Source organism: Mycolicibacterium vaccae NBRC 14118 = CIP 105934 (assembly GCF_001552715.1).
Classification (GTDB): Bacteria; Actinomycetota; Actinomycetes; order Mycobacteriales; family Mycobacteriaceae; genus Mycobacterium; species Mycobacterium vaccae.
Genome location: NZ_BCRS01000022.1, coordinates 19,518 through 36,939, shown reverse-complemented (window position 1 = coordinate 36,939; position 17,422 = coordinate 19,518). Strand labels below are relative to the sequence as shown.

The window sequence follows — 17,422 nt, the reverse complement described above, 5'->3', positions numbered from 1 at the left end:
GCCGATGGATGGTAACGCCCGGCTACCGCCGCAGGCGCAGTCGCAACGAGTCCGACACGTCGCGCACCGCGCCGAGCTGCCGGGCCACCTGGACGGGCGCGGTGCCGCCGCGTGCATCGCGCGAGTTGACCGACCCCTCGGTGGTGAGCACGTCGCGCACCTCCGGGGTGAGCGCGGGATGGATGCCGGTGAGTTCGGCGTCGGCGAGCTCCTCCAGACCGATACCCCGGGCCTCGGCAGCACGCACCGCGGCACCCGCGGCTTCGTGCGCCACCCGGAACGGCACGCCGCGGCGCACCAGCCATTCGGCGACATCGGTGGCCAGCGTGTAGCCCAGCGGGGCGAGTTCGGCCATCCGGTCCACATCGAAGCTCAGCGTGGAGACCAGTCCGGCCATCGCCGGCAACAGCATCTCCAGCTGGGCCACCGAGTCGAAGACCGGTTCCTTGTCCTCCTGCAGGTCCCGGTTGTACGCCAGCGGCTGGGCCTTCAGGGTGGCCAGCAGCCCGGCGAGGTTGCCGATCAACCGGCCGGACTTACCGCGGGCCAGTTCGGCGATGTCGGGATTCTTCTTCTGCGGCATGATCGAGCTGCCGGTCGACCACGCGTCGTGCAGTGTGACGTAGCCGAACTCCGTGGTGCTCCACAGGATGATGTCCTCGGCCAGCCGAGACAGGTCCACCCCGATCATCGTGAACACGAACGCCGCCTCGGCCGCGAAGTCGCGGGATGCCGTCGCGTCGATCGAATTGTCCGCTGCCGCTGCGAAACCCAGCTCATCGGCGATCGCGTCGGGGTCCAGGCCCAGCGACGAGCCGGCCAGCGCGCCCGATCCGTACGGGGACACCGCGGCCCGGGCGTCGAAGTCGGCGAGCCGGTCCACATCGCGCAGCAGCGGATGTGCGTGCGCGAGCAGGTGGTGGGCCAGCAGCACCGGCTGCGCCGACTGCAGGTGCGTCTTGCCCGGCATGATCGCGGTCGGGTGGGCGGCCGCCTGTGTCGTCAGCGCCCCCACCACATCGAGCACACCGTCGGCGACCCGGCGGATCGCGTCGCGCAACCACATCCGGAACAGCGTGGCCACCTGGTCGTTGCGGGACCGTCCGGCGCGCAGTCGCCCGCCGAGGTCGGGGCCGACCCGCTCGATCAGGCCGCGTTCCAGTGCGCCGTGCACGTCCTCGTCGGAGACCAGCGGCCCGAAGCTGCCGTCGGCGACGTCGGAGCCCAGGCTGTCCAGCCCGGCCAGCAACCCGTCACGCTGCTCCTCGGTCAGCAGGCCGGCCTGGAACAGCACGCGAGCATGCGCTTTGGACGCCGCGACGTCGTAGGGCGCCAGCACCCAGTCGAAGTGTGTCGACTTGCTCAGTGCGGCAAGGGCGTCCGCGGGGCCGTCGGCGAACCGGCCGCCCCACAGGGAACCCTCGTTGGTGCTCACGGCTGTTGCTCTTCGCGCAAGCGGCTCATCGATCCCCCGCCAGGTCCCGGCGTGCCGACAAGCTCGACGACAGGCCGTGCACGTGCACGAACCCCTTGGCCGCCGACTGGTCGAAGGTGTCGCCCTCGTCGTAGGTGGCGAGGTTGAAGTCGTACAGCGACTCGGCGCTGCGCCGGCCGTTGACCGCGATGTGACCGCCGTGCAGCACCAACCGGATCTCACCGCTGACGTGTTCCTGGGTCTTGGCGACGAACGACTCCAGCGCGGTCTTCAGCGGCGAGAACCACAGGCCGTCATAGACGAGCTCGCCCCACTTCTGGTCGGTGGTGCGCTTGAACCGGCCGAGTTCACGCTCCAGCGTGACGTGCTCGAGCTCGGTGTGTGCGGTGATGAGCACCATCGCGCCGGGGGCTTCGTAGATCTCGCGGCTCTTGATGCCGACGAGCCGGTCCTCGACGACGTCGAGGCGGCCCACACCCTGGGCCCCGGCGCGCGCGTTGAGCTGCTCGATGGCCTGCAGCACCGTGACGGGGTTGCCGTCGATGGACACCGGCACTCCCTTTTCGAATCCGACGATCACCTCGTCCGGGGTGCTCCAGTTGACGGTCGGGTCCTCGGTGTAGTCGTAGACGTCCTTGGTGGGGGCGTTCCACAGATGCTCCAGGAAGCCGGTTTCCACCGCCCGCCCCCAGACGTTCTGGTCGATCGAGAACGGCGACCGCTTGGTCACGTTGATCGGGATCGCGTTCTGCTCGGCGAACGCGATGGCCTTCTCCCGCGTCCACGCGTAGTCACGCACCGGCGCGAGGACCTTCAGATCGGGTGCCAGCGAGGCGAATCCGACCTCGAAACGCACCTGGTCGTTGCCCTTGCCGGTGCAACCGTGCGCGACGATGCCGCCGCCGTGTTCGCGGGCCGCGTCGACGAGGTGCTTGACGATCAACGGCCGGCTCAGCGCCGACACCAGCGGATAGCGGTCCATGTAGAGGGCGTTGGACTGGATGGCGGGCAGACAGTACTGCTCGGCGAACTCGTCGCGGGCGTCGATGACGACGGCTTCGACGGCGCCGCAGTCCAGGGCGCGCTGCCGGATGACCTCCATGTCCTCGCCGCCCTGCCCGAGGTCGATGGCCACCGCCACGACCTCGCGACCAGTCTCCTTACCGATCCAGCTGATGGCCACCGAGGTGTCCAGACCGCCGGAATACGCCAGGATGACGCGTTCGGACATAACGAAACTCCTTCTTGTTGAACTACTTCAGGCTTTGGAAAGGTTCTCGATGGTGGCGGCCAGTTCGGCGCCGGTCATCGGTTCTCGGGCGATGACCAGGATGGTGTCGTCACCGGCGACGGTCCCGACCACGTACGGCAGCGCGGCCCGGTCCAGTGCGCTGGCCAGGTAGTGGGCCGCGCCCGGCGGGGTGCGCAGCACCGCAAGGTTGGCGCTGCAGTCGGTGGACACCAACAGGTCACCGAGCAGCCGCGACACCCGTTCGGTACCGCCGGCCACACCGCGCACGGGGCTGCCGTCCTCCGGGACGATGTACACCCCGACCCCGCCGTCGGCGCCGCGCAGCTTCACCGCACCGAGCTCCTCCAGGTCGCGCGACAGGGTCGCCTGGGTGACGTCGATGCCCTCGTCGGCCAGCAGCGCGGCCAGCTCGCTCTGGCTGCGCACCGACTGCGCCGACAGCAGCGCGATGATGCGGGCCTGCCGGCCCGCCCGGGTACTGGCCGCGGTCATCGCCCGGTCCCCGCCCGCTCCAGCAACCACACCAGCAGCGCCTTCTGGGCGTGCAGCCGGTTCTCGGCCTCGTCCCAGACCGCGCTCTGCGGCCCGTCGATCACCTCGTCGGTGATCTCGTGTCCGCGGTGCGCCGGAAGGCAGTGCAGCACAACTGCTTCGGAGTCGGCATGGGACATCAGCTCGGCATTGACCTGGAACGGGCGGAACGGCCGCACCCGGTCGAGCCCGTCGTTCTCCTGCCCCATCGAGGTCCACGTGTCGGTGACCAGCACGTCGGCGCCGGTGGCGGCGCGAACCGGATCGTCGGTCAGGCTGACGGTGGCGCCGGTCTGGTGGGCACGGGTCTCGGCCGCGGCCACGAACATCGGGTGCGGCTCGAAACCCCGCGGGGCGGCGATGGTGACGTCGATACCCGCGGTCACCCCGCCGAGCATCAGCGAGTGCGCCATGTTGTTGGCGCCGTCGCCGAAATAGGCCAGCCGCAACCCTTTCAGCGCGCCCTTGCGTTCGGCCAGCGTCTGCAGATCGGCCAGCACCTGGCACGGGTGGAACTCGTCGGACAGCGCATTGATGATCGGCACCCGCGAACCCGAGGCCATCGCGGTCAATCGTTCCTGAGCGAAGGTACGCCACACGATCGCGTCGACGTAGCGCGACAGCACCTGGCCGGTGTCTTCGAGGGTCTCCTCACGTCCCAGCTGGGTACTGCGACCGTCGACCACCACGGCGTGCCCGCCGAGCTCGGCGATACCCATCTCGAACGAGAACCGGGTGCGCGTCGAGTTCTTCTCGAAGATCACCGCGACCCCGCGCGGGCCCTCGAGCGGGCGGCGGCTGAACCGGTCTTTCTTGAGGTCGGCGGCCAGCGCCAGCACCTCGGCCTGCTCCTGGGGTGAGACGTCGTCGTCGCGAAGGAAATGCCGGGTCATCGAGATGTCTCCTGTGCCGCCTGGTCGAGGATGGACGGAAGTGCCGTGAGGAAAGCCTCGGCCTGCGCCTCGGTGAGCACGAGCGGTGGCGCGAGCCGCACGACGGCCGGCGCGGCGGCGTTGACGAGGAAACCGGCCTCGCGGGCGGCGTTCTCGACGGGCTTGGCGGCGTCGGCAGTGAGCACGATGCCGCGCAGCAGCCCCCGACCGCGGACGTGGTCGACCAGCGGATGTCCGAGCGCTTCGATGCCGTGGGCGATCGTCTTACCCAGCACGTCGGCGTGCTCCACCAGACCGTCGTCGGCCAGCACCTTCAGCACCGCCAGCGCCGCGGCGGTGCACACCGGGTTTCCGCCGAAGGTGCTGCCGTGCAGCCCGGGGGTGAGCAGGTCGGCGGTGTCGCCGACGGCCAGGCAGGCTCCGATCGGCAGTCCGCCGCCCAGGCCCTTGGCCAGTGTGACGATGTCGGGAGTGACGCCGTCGTGCTGGTGGGCGAAGAACGTTCCGGTGCGCCCGACGCCGGTCTGCACCTCGTCGAGCGCCAGCAGTGCACCGTGCGCGGAGGTGATCTCGCGCGCGGCGGCCAGGTAGCCGGCGGGCGGGACGACGACGCCGCCCTCCCCCATGATCGGTTCCAGGAACACCGCGGCGGTGTCGTCGCCGACGGCGGCGCGCAGCGCTTCGACGTCCCCGTAGGGCACGTGGGTGACGTAACCCGGCAGCGGCTCGAAGGGCGCCTGTTTGGCCGGCTGCCCGGTCAGTGCCAGCGATCCCATGGTGCGACCGTGGAAGGCGCCCTGGGCGGCGACGATCTTCGTCCGGCCGGTGAGCCGGGTGATCTTGAACGCGACCTCGTTGGCTTCGGTGCCGGAGTTGCAGAAGAACACCTTGGCCGGTGCGCCGAGCAGCCCGACGAGCGATTCGGCCAGCGCGACACCGGGTTCGGTGGCGTAGAGGTTCGAGGTGTGCCCGAGGGTATGCATCTGGCGGTTGACCGCCTCGATCACCGCGGGGTGGCCGTGGCCCAGCACGTTGACCGCGATGCCGCCGAGCAGATCGACGTAGGTCTTGCCGTCGGTGTCGGTGACGACGGCGCCGTTCCCGCTCGCCAGAGCCAGCGGCGGCGTGCCGTAGTTGTTCATCATCACCGCCGACCAGCGGTCCAGCAGGTTCCCGTCGGTCATGCCCCAACCACCTTCGTGCCCGCTCCTTCGTCGGTGAACAGTTCGACGAGCACGCAGTGCTCCACCCGGCCGTCGATGACGTGTGCGCTCGGCACGCCGCCGTCGATCGCCCGAAGGCACGCCTCGATCTTGGGGACCATGCCCGCCTCCAGCGTGGGCAGCAGTTCTGCCAGTGCGTCCGAATTGATCTGGCTGACCAGTGAATCGCGGTCCGGCCAGCGTGTGTAGAGCCCCTCGACGTCGGTCAGCATCAGCAGCTTCTCGGCGCCGAGCGCCTCGGCCAGCGCAGCCGCGGCGGTGTCGGCGTTGATGTTGTAGACCAGGCCGGCGGCATCCGGGGCGATCGTCGACACCACCGGGATCCGGCCGGCGTCGATGAGGTCCAGGACGGCGTCGGTGTTCACCTTCTCCACGTCACCGACCAGTCCGATGTCGGTGGCCACGCCCTCGACCATCACGGTGCGGCGCACCGCGGTGAACAGGTGGGCGTCTTCACCGGTGATGCCGACGGCGTAGGGACCGTAGGCGTTGATCAAGTTCACCAGCTCGCGGCCGACCTGACCGAAGAGCACCATCCGCGCGACGTCGAGCACCTCGGGCGTGGTGACCCGGAAGCCGCCCTTGAAATCCCCTGCGATGCCGAGCTTCTTGAGCATGGCCGAGATCTGCGGGCCGCCGCCGTGCACCACCACGGGGTGGATCCCGCAGTTGCGCAGGAACACCATGTCCGCGGCGAACGCGGCCTTGAGGCGGTCGTCGGTCATCGCATTGCCGCCGTACTTGACCACCACGATCTTGTCGTTCAGCGCGGTCAGCCACGGCAGCGCGTCGGCGAGGACCTGCGCCTTCTCCGGCGTCGTCATGCTCATGAGCTGTAGGCCGAGTTCTCTTCGACGTAGGCGTGGGACAGATCGGTGGTGCGGATCGACGCGGCGCCGGAGCCGACGCCGAGGTCGACGACGACTGCGATCTCCTCGCCGGACAGGTCGACCTCCCGCGCTCCCGGGGCGCCGACGCTGTCGACGCAGACAGGGGAACCGTTGAACGACACGGTGATCCGGTCGGCATCGAGCTTGACCGGCGCCATGCCGACCGCGGCCAGCACGCGGCCCCAGTTCGGGTCGGAGCCGAACAGCGCGGTCTTGACCAGGCTGTCACGGGCGATCACCCGCGCGGCGGTCAGCGCGTCGTCCTCGCTCTCGGCGCCGGTGACGGTGACCACGACGCGTTTGGTGACGCCTTCGGCGTCGGCCTGCAGTTGCGCGCACAGGTCGTCGCACACCCGCAGCACCGCGTCGTCGAGCTCCTGCTGACTGGGGGTGACCTCGCTGGCGCCCGAGGACAGCAGCAGCACGGTGTCGTTGGTCGAGCAGCTGCCGTCGACGTCGAGCCGGTCGAACGTGCGGGCGGCCGCCTTCTTGAGCGCGGCCTGCAGCGCCTCCGGGGTGGCCACTGCGTCGGTGGTGATGACGCAGAGCATCGTTGCGAGGGACGGGGCGAGCATGCCGGCACCCTTGGCCATCCCGCCGACGGTCCACTTGTCCTCGTGGTGCAGTGCAGCCTGTTTGGGCACGGTGTCGGTGGTCATGATGGCGCGCGCGGCCTCCTCGCCACCGGTCAGGCCGCCGGCCATCTCCTGCACGACCTCACGCACGCCGGCGAGCATCTTGTCCATCGGCAGGCGGTCGCCGATCAGACCGGTCGAACAGACGGCGACCTCGATCGCCCCGGTCTCGGTGCCCCAGTCCGACAGCGCCGCGGCAACCGCCTCGGCGGTGGCGTGGGTGTCCTGGAATCCGCCCGGGCCGGTGCAGGCGTTGGCGCCGCCGGAGTTCAGGATGACCGCGCGCAGCCGTCCGGTGGTCAGCACCTGCTGGGACCACAGCACCGGGGCGGCCTTGACCTTGTTGCGGGTGAACACGCCCGCGGCCGCGTGGTCGGGGCCTTCGTTGAACACCAGCGCCAGGTCCAGTTTTCCGGAGGCCTTGATCCCGGCGGCGATGCCGGTGGCCCGGAATCCGGCAGGCGCGGTGACGCCCTGGGTGCGCAGCAGCCGCGTCACGGGGCCACCCCCACAGTGGAGAGCCCCTCGGACTCGGGCCAGCCCAGCGCGAGGTTCATCGACTGCACAGCCGCTCCTCCGGTTCCCTTCACGAGATTGTCGATGGCGGCGACCGCGACGAACGTCGACGCGTCCTCGTCGACCGCGATCGCCAGTTGCGCGGCGTTGCTTCCGATCACCGCGCCTGTCTTGGGCAGCTGGCCGTCGGGCAGCAGGTAGACGAAAGGCTCGTCGTGGTAGGCCTTTTCGTAGGCGGCCCGCAACTGCGAAGCCGTCGCGTCGGTGCGGGCCGTGCACGTCGCGAGGATGCCGCGGGACGTCGGGATCAGCACCGGGGTGAAGGACACCGTGACGTCCCCGCCGGACACCGCGCGCAGCCCCTGAGCGATCTCGGGAGTGTGCCGGTGCTTGCCGCCGATGTTGTACGCCCGTGCCGATCCGATGACCTCGGCGGCCAGCAGGTCGACCTTGGCCGCCCGGCCGGCTCCGGAGGTCCCGCTGACCGCGACGACGGTCACCGCGGGCTCGACGAGGCCCTCGGCCAGGGCGGGCCACAGCGCCAGCAGCGCGGCGGTGGGATAGCAGCCGGGCACCGCGACACGCTTGGCGCCCTGCAGCCGCTCGCGGCCACCGGGAAGTTCGGGCAGCCCGTAGGGCCAGCTGCCGGCGTGCTCGGAACCGTAGAACCGCCGCCAGGCACCTGCGTCGGTGAGCCGGAAGTCGGCGCCGCAGTCGACGATCAGGACGTCCGGGCCCAGCTGCTCGGCCAGTGCGGCGGAATGACCGTGCGGCAGGCCGAGGAAGACGACGTCGTGGCCGGCCAGCACCTCGGGCTCGGTGGGCTCCAGCACACGGTCGGCGAGCGGCAGCAGATGTGGGTGGTGCTCGGCCAGCGCCGTTCCTGCACTGGAGGCGGCGGTCAGCGCGCCGATCGTCAGCCTGCCGTCGGCAAGCGCGGGATGACCGAGGAGCAGACGTAGAATCTCTCCGCCGGCATAACCGCTGGCACCGGCGACCGCGACTGAAACCATGCCGAACAGTTTTGCATGGTTATGCATGGATATGCAAATTCATTATCAGCTGTCCGGGGCCGTCACCGGCAGTCGCCGCCTACGCTGTTCTCGACCTGTTTCGACACTTCGCGGGGGTTCCGATGGAACCACATTCCTGCCGAGCGTGTGGCCTGGCGCTACGCCTTGAGGCCCGCTTCTGCGACCGCTGCGGGGCGCGCGCACCCCGTGCGGTCGCCGGCGAGTACAAGCAGGTCACCGTCATGTTCGCCGATGTCGTGAGATCGATGGACATCGCCAGAACCGTCGGACCCGAGCGTCTCGGCGAGATCATGGCCGAACTCGTGGACCGCGCGACCGACGTCGTCGAACTCCATGGAGGCGTGGTCAGCCAGTTCACCGGCGACGGCGTGATGGCGGTGTTCGGCGCTCCGTTCGCACTGGAGAACCATGCGCTGCTGGCGTGCCGGGCCGCACTCGGAGTATGCGAACAGGCGCGCGAAGTCGCAGTCGGGGTTCGCGCACGCGACGGTGTCGCACTGCATCTGCGGGTGGGACTGAACTCCGGGCAGGTCATCGCCGGCGAGATCGGCACACGAGCGCTCGGATACACCGCCATCGGCGAGCACGTCGGTCTGGCACAGCGGATGGAGTCCGTCGCCCCGCCCGACGGCGTCATGCTCAGTGAGAGCACCGCCGCACAGGTGGAGCACGCCGCGGTTCTCGGGCCACCGCAGGCGGTGCCGGTGAAGGGGCAGCCCCACCCCGTTCCGGTGCGCCGCCTGTTGGCCGTCCCCGACGATCCATTGACACCCCGGACACACGGGGAACCAGCGCTCGTCGGACGCGCCGAGGTGCTCGCATCCATCGCGGCGCTTCTGGACCGTGCGGTGTCCGGGGAAGGTGGTGCAGTCCGTGTCGCGGGTCCCGCGGGAATCGGCAAGACCCGCGTCCGCCGCGAGGTGACCCGCATGGCTGTCGACCGTTTCGTCGAGGTGCACACGACACAGTGCGAGTCACATACCCGGGGCATCTCCGGCGGGGCGGTCGCCAACCTGCTGCGGTCGGTGTTCACCGTCACCGGCCGCGACAACGCAACGGCACGGAGTCAGGTGCGCAAGGCACTGGCCGGCGCCGCCGAACACGACCTGCTGTTGCTCGACGACCTGCTCGGGATCGCCGACGCAACGCCGGTGCTGTCCGGCATCAGTCCGGAGGCGCGCCAGCGACGGGTCGCCGCGCTGGTGCGACGATGCCTCTTCGACCGAGCCACCCCGACCCTCTATGTGATCGAGGATGCGCACTGGATCGACGCCGCAAGTGAATCCCTGTTCGCCGGCATGGCCGAGGCCCCGGCCACGTCGGCCTCACTGCAGCTGATCACACACCGACCGGAATACTCGGGTGCGCTCGCCGATCTGCGCGGCGTGGTGTCGATCGTCCTGCCACCTCTGGCGGAAGGAGACACCACCGCCCTGTTGTCGGAGCTGCTCGGCACCGATCCGTCACTGCAGGCGCTGACGCACCAGATTGTCGAGACCTCCTCCGGCAACCCTTTTTTCGTGACAGAGATCGTGAGAGACCTGGCTGAGCGCGGTGTTCTGCGGGGCGCACGCGGTCGGTACCGATGCGCCCGCCCGCTTGCCGATATTCCGGTGCCGCCCACCCTGCAGGCCACCGTTGCCGCCCGTATAGACCGTCTCGGGTCCGCGGCGAAATCGGTGCTCTACGCCGGTGCCGTGATCGGGATGCATTTCGATACAGGTCTTCTGGAGGCGCTGGTGGACGAGAGCGTGCCGGTGGCGACCTCGCTCACCGAGCTCTGTGACGCGGACTTCGTGGAGCCTGCGGCCGAGCTTCCGGCGGCAGGCTTCGCCTTCTGTCACCCCGTCGTGCGGACGGTGGCCTACGAATCGCAGCTGAGGGCGACGCGAACTGAACTACATCGACGGGCCGCGGCGAAGCTGGCAGGTGAGGACCCGGGGAAGGCCCACCCGAACGCCGCCCTGATCGCGGCCCACCTTCACACCGCCGGGGATCTTCGACAGGCATTCGACTGGCATATGCGCGCCGGTGCGTGGCTCAACAGCAGGGACCGCTCTGCCGCCCGGGCAAGTTGGCAACGCGCCCGCCACGCGGCAGCCCATCTGCCCGAGGGCGACCCGGAACGGGTGTCGCGGTTGATCACCGCGCTGACGAAGCTCTGCGCCGAAATCTGGAAGACAGGCGGCGATCTCGACGAAACGGGCTTCGACGAGTTGCGGATCCTGTGCACGGGGTCGGGCGACCACCGATCCCTGGCCATCGGGACTGCCGGGATGATCCTGGCCCTCGCCGGCCAACATCGGCATCACGAGGCGAATCCACTGATCGCGGACCTGACATCCCTGCTCGGATCGATCGACGATCCGGCATTGACACCGGCTCTCCTGTTGGCGTTGGGGTATGCCAAGTCAGAGGTGGGAGAACTTCGCGAAGCGCTGCACCTCGCCGAACGCGCCTCCGCGCTCGCCACCGATCCCGGGGTACGAAGCGACGTCCTGTTCAGCCGCCCCGCCGTCGCCGCGATCAGGATGCGGGGGCTGTATCGGCTGTGTCTGGGGATGCACGGGTGGCGATCCGACGCCGACACCGCGATCCGGATGGCCAGGGGCCTGGACCCGATGAATCACATCATCTCGGTGGTCTACAAGTACATCCTCGCGGTGCCGGTCGGTGCACGGCGGGTCGACGACACGGCTCTGCGGGAGACCGCCGAGGCACTGGAGATGGCCGAGCAGGCGGGCGACGGATACACCCTCACGCTCGCCCGCATCGTCCGGGGCATCGCGCTCATCCATGCCGGCGACCCCGGACAGGAAGCAATCGAACTGCTCAGCGCGGCCGAAAACTTCGCAACGAGTCGCAGATTCACGATGAACGCCGCGAGTCTGGTGACTCCGACGCTGGCCCGTCACCGGGCGCGGGCCGGCGACCTCGACAGCGCGATCGACCTCGCCCGCACCGCGATCACTGCGATGACGGACAGCGGCGAGATGCTGTCGGTGGGCGTCGCCACGACGGTGCTTGCCGAGTCTCTGCTCCGTCGCGGCACTTCCCTCGATCGCGACGCGGCGCTGGCTGCCGTCGAACGCCTGGCTGCGATCCCCACGGACGACGGCTTCGTCTTCAACAGGCTCGCCACGCTGCGCCTTCGCGCGGCTGTCGCCGAATACGACGGCGACACAGCGGCTTTCAGTGCGCTGCGAAGACAACACGCGGCGGCGTGCACAGCAGCCGGGTTCGATCCACCTGCCGACTGAGCTCAGCGGCGCTGCTCGGCGCCCACGTTGGCGGCCGCGGCGGCGACCGCGGCCTCCCGCGCGGCACTGGCCTCGTCCTCGGTCAGCGTGCGATCCGGGGCGCGGAAGCGCAGCGCCAGCGCCAGCGACTTGCGCCCCTCACCGATCTGCGGGCCGGTGTAGACGTCGAAGATCCGTACATCCTCGAGGAGCTCACCGGCACCCGAACGGACCGCGTCCACCACGCTCTGCGCCGCGACGTCCTCGTCCACTATCAAGGCCACGTCCTGCAGCACCGCCGGGAACGGCGACACCGCAGGAGCAGGCAGACGCTCGACCAGCGGCACGGCGTCGAGGTCGATCTCCACCGCGCAGGTGCCCTTCGGCAGCCCGGAGCGCTCGACCACCGCGGGATGCAGCTGACCGGCGTGGCCGACGACCACGTCCCCGACGAGGATCTCGGCGCACCGGCCCGGATGCCACGGCAGGTGCTGCGCGGCCCGGAAGGTGAACTCGACGTCGACGGCACGGCCGATGACCCGCACGGCCTCGAACGCGTCCGTGGCCTCGACGGGACGGCCGCGGCCCCACGGCCCGGCCGGCTCCCGCAGGCCGGCCAGTACCGCGCCGACGTGCTGGGGCTGCCTGGGCAGCGACGCGTCCAGCGTCGCGATCTCCTCGTCGGTGGGCCGCCGGTCGTTAGGGATGCGCTCGACGGCCCTGGTCTCGGCCGTCGGCTCCACCACCTGCGCGATCGCGAACAACGCGACGTCGGCCGCTCCGCGGGACACGTTGCGGCTCAACGCCTCCAACAAGCCCGGCAACAGGGTGGTGGCCAGGTTCGGGCGGTCGGCCTCGAGCGGGTTGAGCACCTGGGTGGTGTTGCGCCGGGGATCGTCGTCGGCCAGGCCCCACTGGTCGAAGATCGCCGCGGGTAGGAACGGAGTGGGCAGGATCTCGACGAACCCGTTGAGCGCCAGCGACTTTCCGACAGCGCGCCGACGCCTCTGCGAGGCGGTGAGGCCGCGGCCGGCCGGCGCGGCGGGCAGCACCGACGGGATCGCGTCGAGCCCCTCCAGACGCATCACCTCCTCGACCAGGTCGGCAGGCTGGCGGATGTCGGGCCGCCAACTCGGCGGCGTGGCCGTCACCGTGCCGCCGTCCACGACGACCGCGGCGCCGATCTGGGTCAGCCGCTTGCGGACGGCACCCTGGGGGTATTCCACGCCGGCGGTGCGGTCGGGCAGGTCGGCGGGCATGCTGACCGCCGGATGCGACCAGTCGTCGCGCGGCGGGTCACCGCGCCAGTCGGTCAGCTTGGGTTCGACTGTGCCCCCGGCGATCTCGGCCAGTAGCGCAGAACAGCGGTCCAGCGCGGCGACCGACACGGCAGGGTCGACGGTGCGCTCGTAACGCCGGCCGGCCTCGCTGTGCAGACGCAGCCGACGCTGGGTCCGCGACACCGCCGCGGGATCCCAGACGGCCGCCTCCAGCAGGACGTCGGTGGTGCTCTCGCGCACTTCGGTGGTGCCGGCGCCCATCACCCCGCCGATCGCCGCGGTCGCGACGTCGTCGACGATCAGTACGTCGACGGGATCAAGAGTGCGTTCGACGTCGTCGAGGGTGACCACCTTCTCCCCCGGCTCGGCGAACCGGACCCGGAACCCGCCGGTGATGAGGCTGCGGTCGTGGGCGTGCATCGGGTGGCCCAGCTCGAGCATGACGTAGTTGGTGACGTCGACCGCGGGCGAGATCGCGCGGATGCCGCTGAGCATCAGTCGGCGCTGAATCCACCACGGGGACACCGCTTTCGGATCTATTCCGGCGACGGGGCGCAGACCGAACCGCTGCACACCGGTGCCCGGTTCGATGCTCACCGGCAGTGCCTCGCCCTCGACAGGCAGTGGTGCGACGTCGGCGGGGTCGACGAACTCGAGGTCGTAGGCGTTGGCGATCTCCCGCGCCATCCCGCGCACCGACAGGCAGTAGCCCCGGTCCGGGGTGACCGCCAGATGGAACACCACGTCGTCGAGTCCGAGCACGCCGGCCGCCGGGGTGCCCGGCTCGGCGGTGCCCGGCGGCAGCACCAGGATTCCGGAACGATCCGACCCGAGGTTGAGTTCTGAAACCGAGCAGATCATGCCGTCGGAGGTGCGTCCGTAGGTCTTGCGGGTGGCGATGGTGAAATCACCGGGCAGCACCGTTCCGGGCAGCGCGACCACGACCAACTCACCGACCGCGAAGTTCGTTGCTCCGCAGACGATGTCACGCAGCTCCGACTCCCCCACGTCGACCTTGCACGCGCGGATCGGCTTCTTGAACTCAGTGAGTTCCTCGATCTCGGCGACCCGGCCGATCGTCAACGGACCGGTCACCGGACCGACCGGAATGATCTCTTCGACCTCGTGGCCGATGCGGATCAGCGTCTGCTCCAGCTCCTCGGCGGACACGTCCCAGCCCGGAGCGCCCGCCTGCACGACCTCGCGCAGCCAGCTGTACGGAAGGCGCATCAGGCCCCCACCCCGAAAGGCAGCGAGAACCGCACGTCACCCTCGACCATGTCGCGCATGTCCGGGATGCCGTTGCGGAACTGCAGCGTGCGCTCCAGACCCATGCCGAACGCGAAGCCCGAGTACACCTCAGGGTCGATACCGCAGGCGCGCAGCACATTCGGGTTCACCATGCCGCAGCCGCCCCACTCGACCCAACCGGGTCCGCCCTTCTTGTTCGGGAACCAGATGTCGACCTCCGCGGACGGCTCGGTGAACGGGAAGAAGTGTGGCCGGAACCGGGTACGGCCCTGGGGGCCGAACTGCGCGCGGGCGAACGCGTCGAGCGTGCCGCGCAGGTTCGCCATGGTCAGGCCTTTGTCCACCGCGAGGCCCTCGACCTGATGGAAAACCGGGGTGTGGGTGGCGTCGAGTTCGTCGGTGCGGAACGTGCGCCCGATCGAGATGATGTACACCGGCAGGTCCCGCTCCAGCAGCGCACGGATCTGCACCGGTGAGGTGTGGGTCCGCAGCACCTGCCGAGATCCGTCCGGGGCGACGTGGAACGTGTCCTGCTCGCTGCGCGCCGGATGGTCGGGTGGGAAGTTCAACGCGTCGAAGTTGAACTGCTCGGTCTCGACCTCGGGTCCCTCGGCGAGCTCCCAGCCCATCGCGACGAAGGTGTCGGCGACGTTCTCGGCCAGAATCGTGATCGGGTGCCTGGCCCCGACCGGCTGACGGGTCGTCGGCAGCGTGACGTCGATGCGCTCGGCGACCAGCACCGCGGCGTCCCGTTCGGCACGCAACACCGCCAACCGGTCGTCGTAGAGCCGCTGGGCCTCGGTGCGCGCGACGTTGACCCGCTTTCCGGCGTCGGCCCGTTCGGCCTTGGGCAGCGAGCCCAGCGCCTGCCGCGCGACGGCGATCGGGGCCCGATCACCGAGGTGCTCGGTCTTGGCCCTGGCGAGTTCGTCGAGGGTCGCGGCCTGGTCGAAGGCACGCTCGGCTGCGCTGACCGCTTCGGCCAGCGCTTGGTCTGTTAGGTCTCCTGGCTGATCAGCCACCCGGCGATCATAGGCGATGCGTTCCCGCGCACTCCGTCTGCCTCCAACGACGAACTTCTGCCAATCGCCGATCAAATACTGCCACCGGAATTTATGCGGTGAGCTGCAGGTTTAAGGGTTCAGATCATCAAGATCCATCACCACCGAAGTCGAACCGCGCGACTTGCTCCACGGCTCCGACCCGAGATAAAGGGAAGAGCAGAACCATGAGGAACCTCACCATCGCCACCACCATCGCCGCCGGTCTGAGCGCCGCCGCCGTCGGGTTGGCCGTCCCCGCGTCGGCCGCCCCCACCGGAGGCAACGCCGACCAGACGATCAGCCGGCTGGAGGCCCAGGGCAACCGGGTCGTGGTCAACCGTCTCTCCGATGCCCCGCTGAGCCAGGCCACCGTCGTCGGCATCAACAAGGGCGGCGACCTGCGCTCGACGGTCCGCGACTACTTCAACGACCGGACCTACCAGCAGAGCAAGACCGGCAGCATCTACTACGTCGACGTGCGCTGACCGGAGACCGGAGCCGAGGCACCTCCCGCCGGGAGGTGCCTCGCTTCGTTTCGCCCGCGCCACAGTCGTGCAACACCGGCACACCACAGAGCGCCCAGAGCACCCCACGCGACGCCGTAGCCGGTCGATTCTGCGCCGCCGGTCAGCACGAGATACCCGAACACCGCGCCGGCCGCCGACAGCGTGATCCTCGGCCCGGTCCAACCCGACGGGACACCGAAGCGCAGTGACAGCGTGGCTCCGATGGCCAACGCCAGTAGGTGTCCGACGTCGGTGAAGTCGGGACCGCCCGCGAGCACCATCACCGCGGCCGCGCCCCACCACCCCCTCCAGGCCGGGCGCCACCGCGACGGGATCGCCCCGGTCAGCGCGCCCAACGCGGCCATCGCGACGTAACTGATCCCGGTGTCGGAGGCGCGGGCGATCGCTGCGGGCAACCAGCCCATATGCACCGCCACCGCCAGGCCCGCGGCCACGACCAGCGACGCGACGACATGGCCGGCCACCACTGTCTGCACCAATCGCCAGCCTCCCCAGAGCATTTCGGCCGCAGCAAGCAGACACACCAGACCGGGCAGCCACAGGTAGACCGGCCCGGCGTCGACCACGAACGCGCTGCCGATCAGCGTCACGAACCGGCCGTGACCCAGGTTGTGCAGGTTGGTGCTGACGTGCCGGACGAGGGCGGCGTACCGGTCCGGTGCCATCTGCACGGTCACCGCCGTGACCGCGGCGACGAGCGTCGTGTAGCACAAGGTGACCCGCACCGGGCCCACTATCCGCCGGCGGGCACCTCGTCGCCGTCCTCGTCCGCTGGTAACTGCCTGAGAGTTCTGAGCCGGTACATGGTGAAGTCGGGCGGCACTCCGTCCTGCCGTGCCGCGAACACCGGCCTGCGGAGTTTCTTGGCCGTCACCCCGAGAGTCTGAAACTCCTCGTCCGGGATGCGGTCCAGGGTGGCCTCGGAGACGACGAGCTCGCCGCGCGTGGCGCGTTCCATCACTCGGGCAGCCAGATTCACATCGATGCCCAGCCAGTCTGATCCGATCCGCTGCGGTCGGCCGGTGTGGACCCCGACCCGCATCCGCGGCGTATATCCGTCGAAGTCAAGGGCTTTCACAGCCTGTCGGGCCGCAATGACGGCACGGACCGCGGTGGTGGGTTCCGCGAACATCGCCATCAGGCCGTCGCCCATGCGCTTGACGATGTGCCCGCCGGCTTCCAGCAGCGGGGGTTCGACGACCTGCGCTACCCGGCGCAGCAGGCGCAGAGTCGCGTCGTCGCCGGCTTCCAGCGACCATGCCGAAAATCCCACCAGGTCGGTGAACACGAGGGTGGCCTCGGCGTTGGCGGGACGCCCCGAGACCCGTTCGGTCAGCGCCTGCCACACCTGAAGCGCACCGAGGCTGACCTCTCGGGTCACCGCGTCACGTTCCAGGATCCGGTCGGCTGCACGGGCGGCCGCGCGCGGACCGCCCACCCCGCTGACCGAGAGCGGATCGCCGAACTCGGGGTCACCGGGCAGCGCACGCCGGGTGCGGCGCAGAAACGCGATGATCCCGTCGTGGTGATTGACGCCCTGCAACCAGCCCACGGGTCCTGCAGACCGTCGGCCTGCTGGTTCACCCGGCGGGTCGTCGTCCACGGCGCAAGCCTAATCGAGCCGTCCGGGACGACTTCCGATCCATAGACAACGATTGTTGTCAGCGCCTATC

14 protein-coding genes are annotated in these 17,422 nt (G+C 69.7%); 2 read left to right on the top strand and 12 right to left on the bottom strand.

The window, feature by feature from the left end:
• Positions 1 to 22: 22 nt before the first annotated feature.
• From argH to argC, 8 genes are read right to left on the bottom strand one after another with little or no spacing between them, the layout of a single operon-like run.
• Positions 23 to 1,435 (bottom strand): argininosuccinate lyase, encoded by a 1,413-nt coding sequence (gene argH / locus MVA01S_RS06825; RefSeq protein ID WP_003931971.1) that lies wholly within the window; start codon positions 1,433 to 1,435, stop codon positions 23 to 25.
• 25 nt (positions 1,436 to 1,460) lie between these two features.
• A complete protein-coding gene (locus MVA01S_RS06820) occupies positions 1,461 to 2,666 on the bottom strand; it encodes an argininosuccinate synthase (protein WP_003931970.1) in 1,206 nt (401 codons plus the stop codon).
• Positions 2,667 to 2,693: 27 nt separating this feature from the next.
• A complete protein-coding gene (locus MVA01S_RS06815; RefSeq protein WP_003931969.1) occupies positions 2,694 to 3,179 on the bottom strand; it encodes an arginine repressor in 486 nt (161 codons plus the stop codon).
• The gene (argF, locus tag MVA01S_RS06810; protein ID WP_003931968.1) at positions 3,176 to 4,111 is read right to left on the bottom strand and encodes an ornithine carbamoyltransferase; all 936 of its coding nucleotides are present in this window, start codon (positions 4,109 to 4,111) and stop codon (positions 3,176 to 3,178) included. The genes MVA01S_RS06815 and argF overlap by 4 nt, the downstream gene beginning before the upstream one ends.
• Positions 4,108 to 5,295, bottom strand: a complete 1,188-nt coding sequence (locus tag MVA01S_RS06805) for an acetylornithine transaminase (RefSeq protein ID WP_003931967.1) — start codon at positions 5,293 to 5,295, stop codon at positions 4,108 to 4,110. The genes argF and MVA01S_RS06805 overlap by 4 nt, the downstream gene beginning before the upstream one ends.
• Positions 5,292 to 6,164 carry an acetylglutamate kinase gene (gene argB / locus MVA01S_RS06800; protein WP_003931966.1) on the bottom strand — a complete coding sequence of 291 codons (873 nt, stop codon included), beginning with the start codon at positions 6,162 to 6,164 and terminating at the stop codon, positions 5,292 to 5,294. Before argB ends, MVA01S_RS06805 begins: the two co-directional genes overlap by 4 nt.
• Positions 6,161 to 7,357 carry a bifunctional glutamate N-acetyltransferase/amino-acid acetyltransferase ArgJ gene (argJ, locus tag MVA01S_RS06795; RefSeq protein WP_003931965.1) on the bottom strand — a complete coding sequence of 399 codons (1,197 nt, stop codon included), beginning with the start codon at positions 7,355 to 7,357 and terminating at the stop codon, positions 6,161 to 6,163. Before argJ ends, argB begins: the two co-directional genes overlap by 4 nt.
• Positions 7,354 to 8,388 carry an N-acetyl-gamma-glutamyl-phosphate reductase gene (argC, locus tag MVA01S_RS06790; RefSeq protein ID WP_040542265.1) on the bottom strand — a complete coding sequence of 345 codons (1,035 nt, stop codon included), beginning with the start codon at positions 8,386 to 8,388 and terminating at the stop codon, positions 7,354 to 7,356. Before argC ends, argJ begins: the two co-directional genes overlap by 4 nt.
• A 122-nt stretch (positions 8,389 to 8,510) precedes the next feature.
• On the opposite strand from argC, the gene MVA01S_RS06785 reads away from it, so the two are divergent.
• A complete protein-coding gene (locus MVA01S_RS06785; RefSeq protein ID WP_040542192.1) occupies positions 8,511 to 11,669 on the top strand; it encodes an ATP-binding protein in 3,159 nt (1,052 codons plus the stop codon).
• 2 nt (positions 11,670 to 11,671) lie between these two features.
• Here MVA01S_RS06785 and pheT read toward each other — a convergent pair whose 3' ends face one another.
• Positions 11,672 to 14,158: a phenylalanine--tRNA ligase subunit beta gene (pheT, locus tag MVA01S_RS06780; RefSeq protein ID WP_003931962.1), complete on the bottom strand. Its 2,487-nt coding sequence runs from the start codon at positions 14,156 to 14,158 to the stop codon at positions 11,672 to 11,674.
• Positions 14,158 to 15,201 (bottom strand): phenylalanine--tRNA ligase subunit alpha, encoded by a 1,044-nt coding sequence (gene pheS, locus MVA01S_RS06775; protein WP_003931961.1) that lies wholly within the window; start codon positions 15,199 to 15,201, stop codon positions 14,158 to 14,160. The genes pheT and pheS overlap by 1 nt, the downstream gene beginning before the upstream one ends.
• A 206-nt stretch (positions 15,202 to 15,407) precedes the next feature.
• Between pheS and MVA01S_RS06770 the strand changes: the two genes are divergently transcribed.
• Positions 15,408 to 15,707: a hypothetical protein gene (locus tag MVA01S_RS06770; protein ID WP_003931960.1), complete on the top strand. Its 300-nt coding sequence runs from the start codon at positions 15,408 to 15,410 to the stop codon at positions 15,705 to 15,707.
• On the opposite strand, the gene MVA01S_RS06765 is transcribed toward MVA01S_RS06770, so the two are convergent.
• Together MVA01S_RS06765 and MVA01S_RS06760 are read right to left on the bottom strand one after the other, a co-directional pair.
• Positions 15,689 to 16,474, bottom strand: a complete 786-nt coding sequence (locus MVA01S_RS06765; protein ID WP_174538857.1) for a rhomboid-like protein — start codon at positions 16,472 to 16,474, stop codon at positions 15,689 to 15,691. The two genes, MVA01S_RS06770 and MVA01S_RS06765, sit on opposite strands and share 19 nt — an antisense overlap.
• Positions 16,475 to 16,482: 8 nt before the next feature.
• Positions 16,483 to 17,352 (bottom strand): adenylate/guanylate cyclase domain-containing protein, encoded by an 870-nt coding sequence (locus tag MVA01S_RS06760; RefSeq protein ID WP_051015330.1) that lies wholly within the window; start codon positions 17,350 to 17,352, stop codon positions 16,483 to 16,485.
• Positions 17,353 to 17,422: the final 70 nt, after the last annotated feature.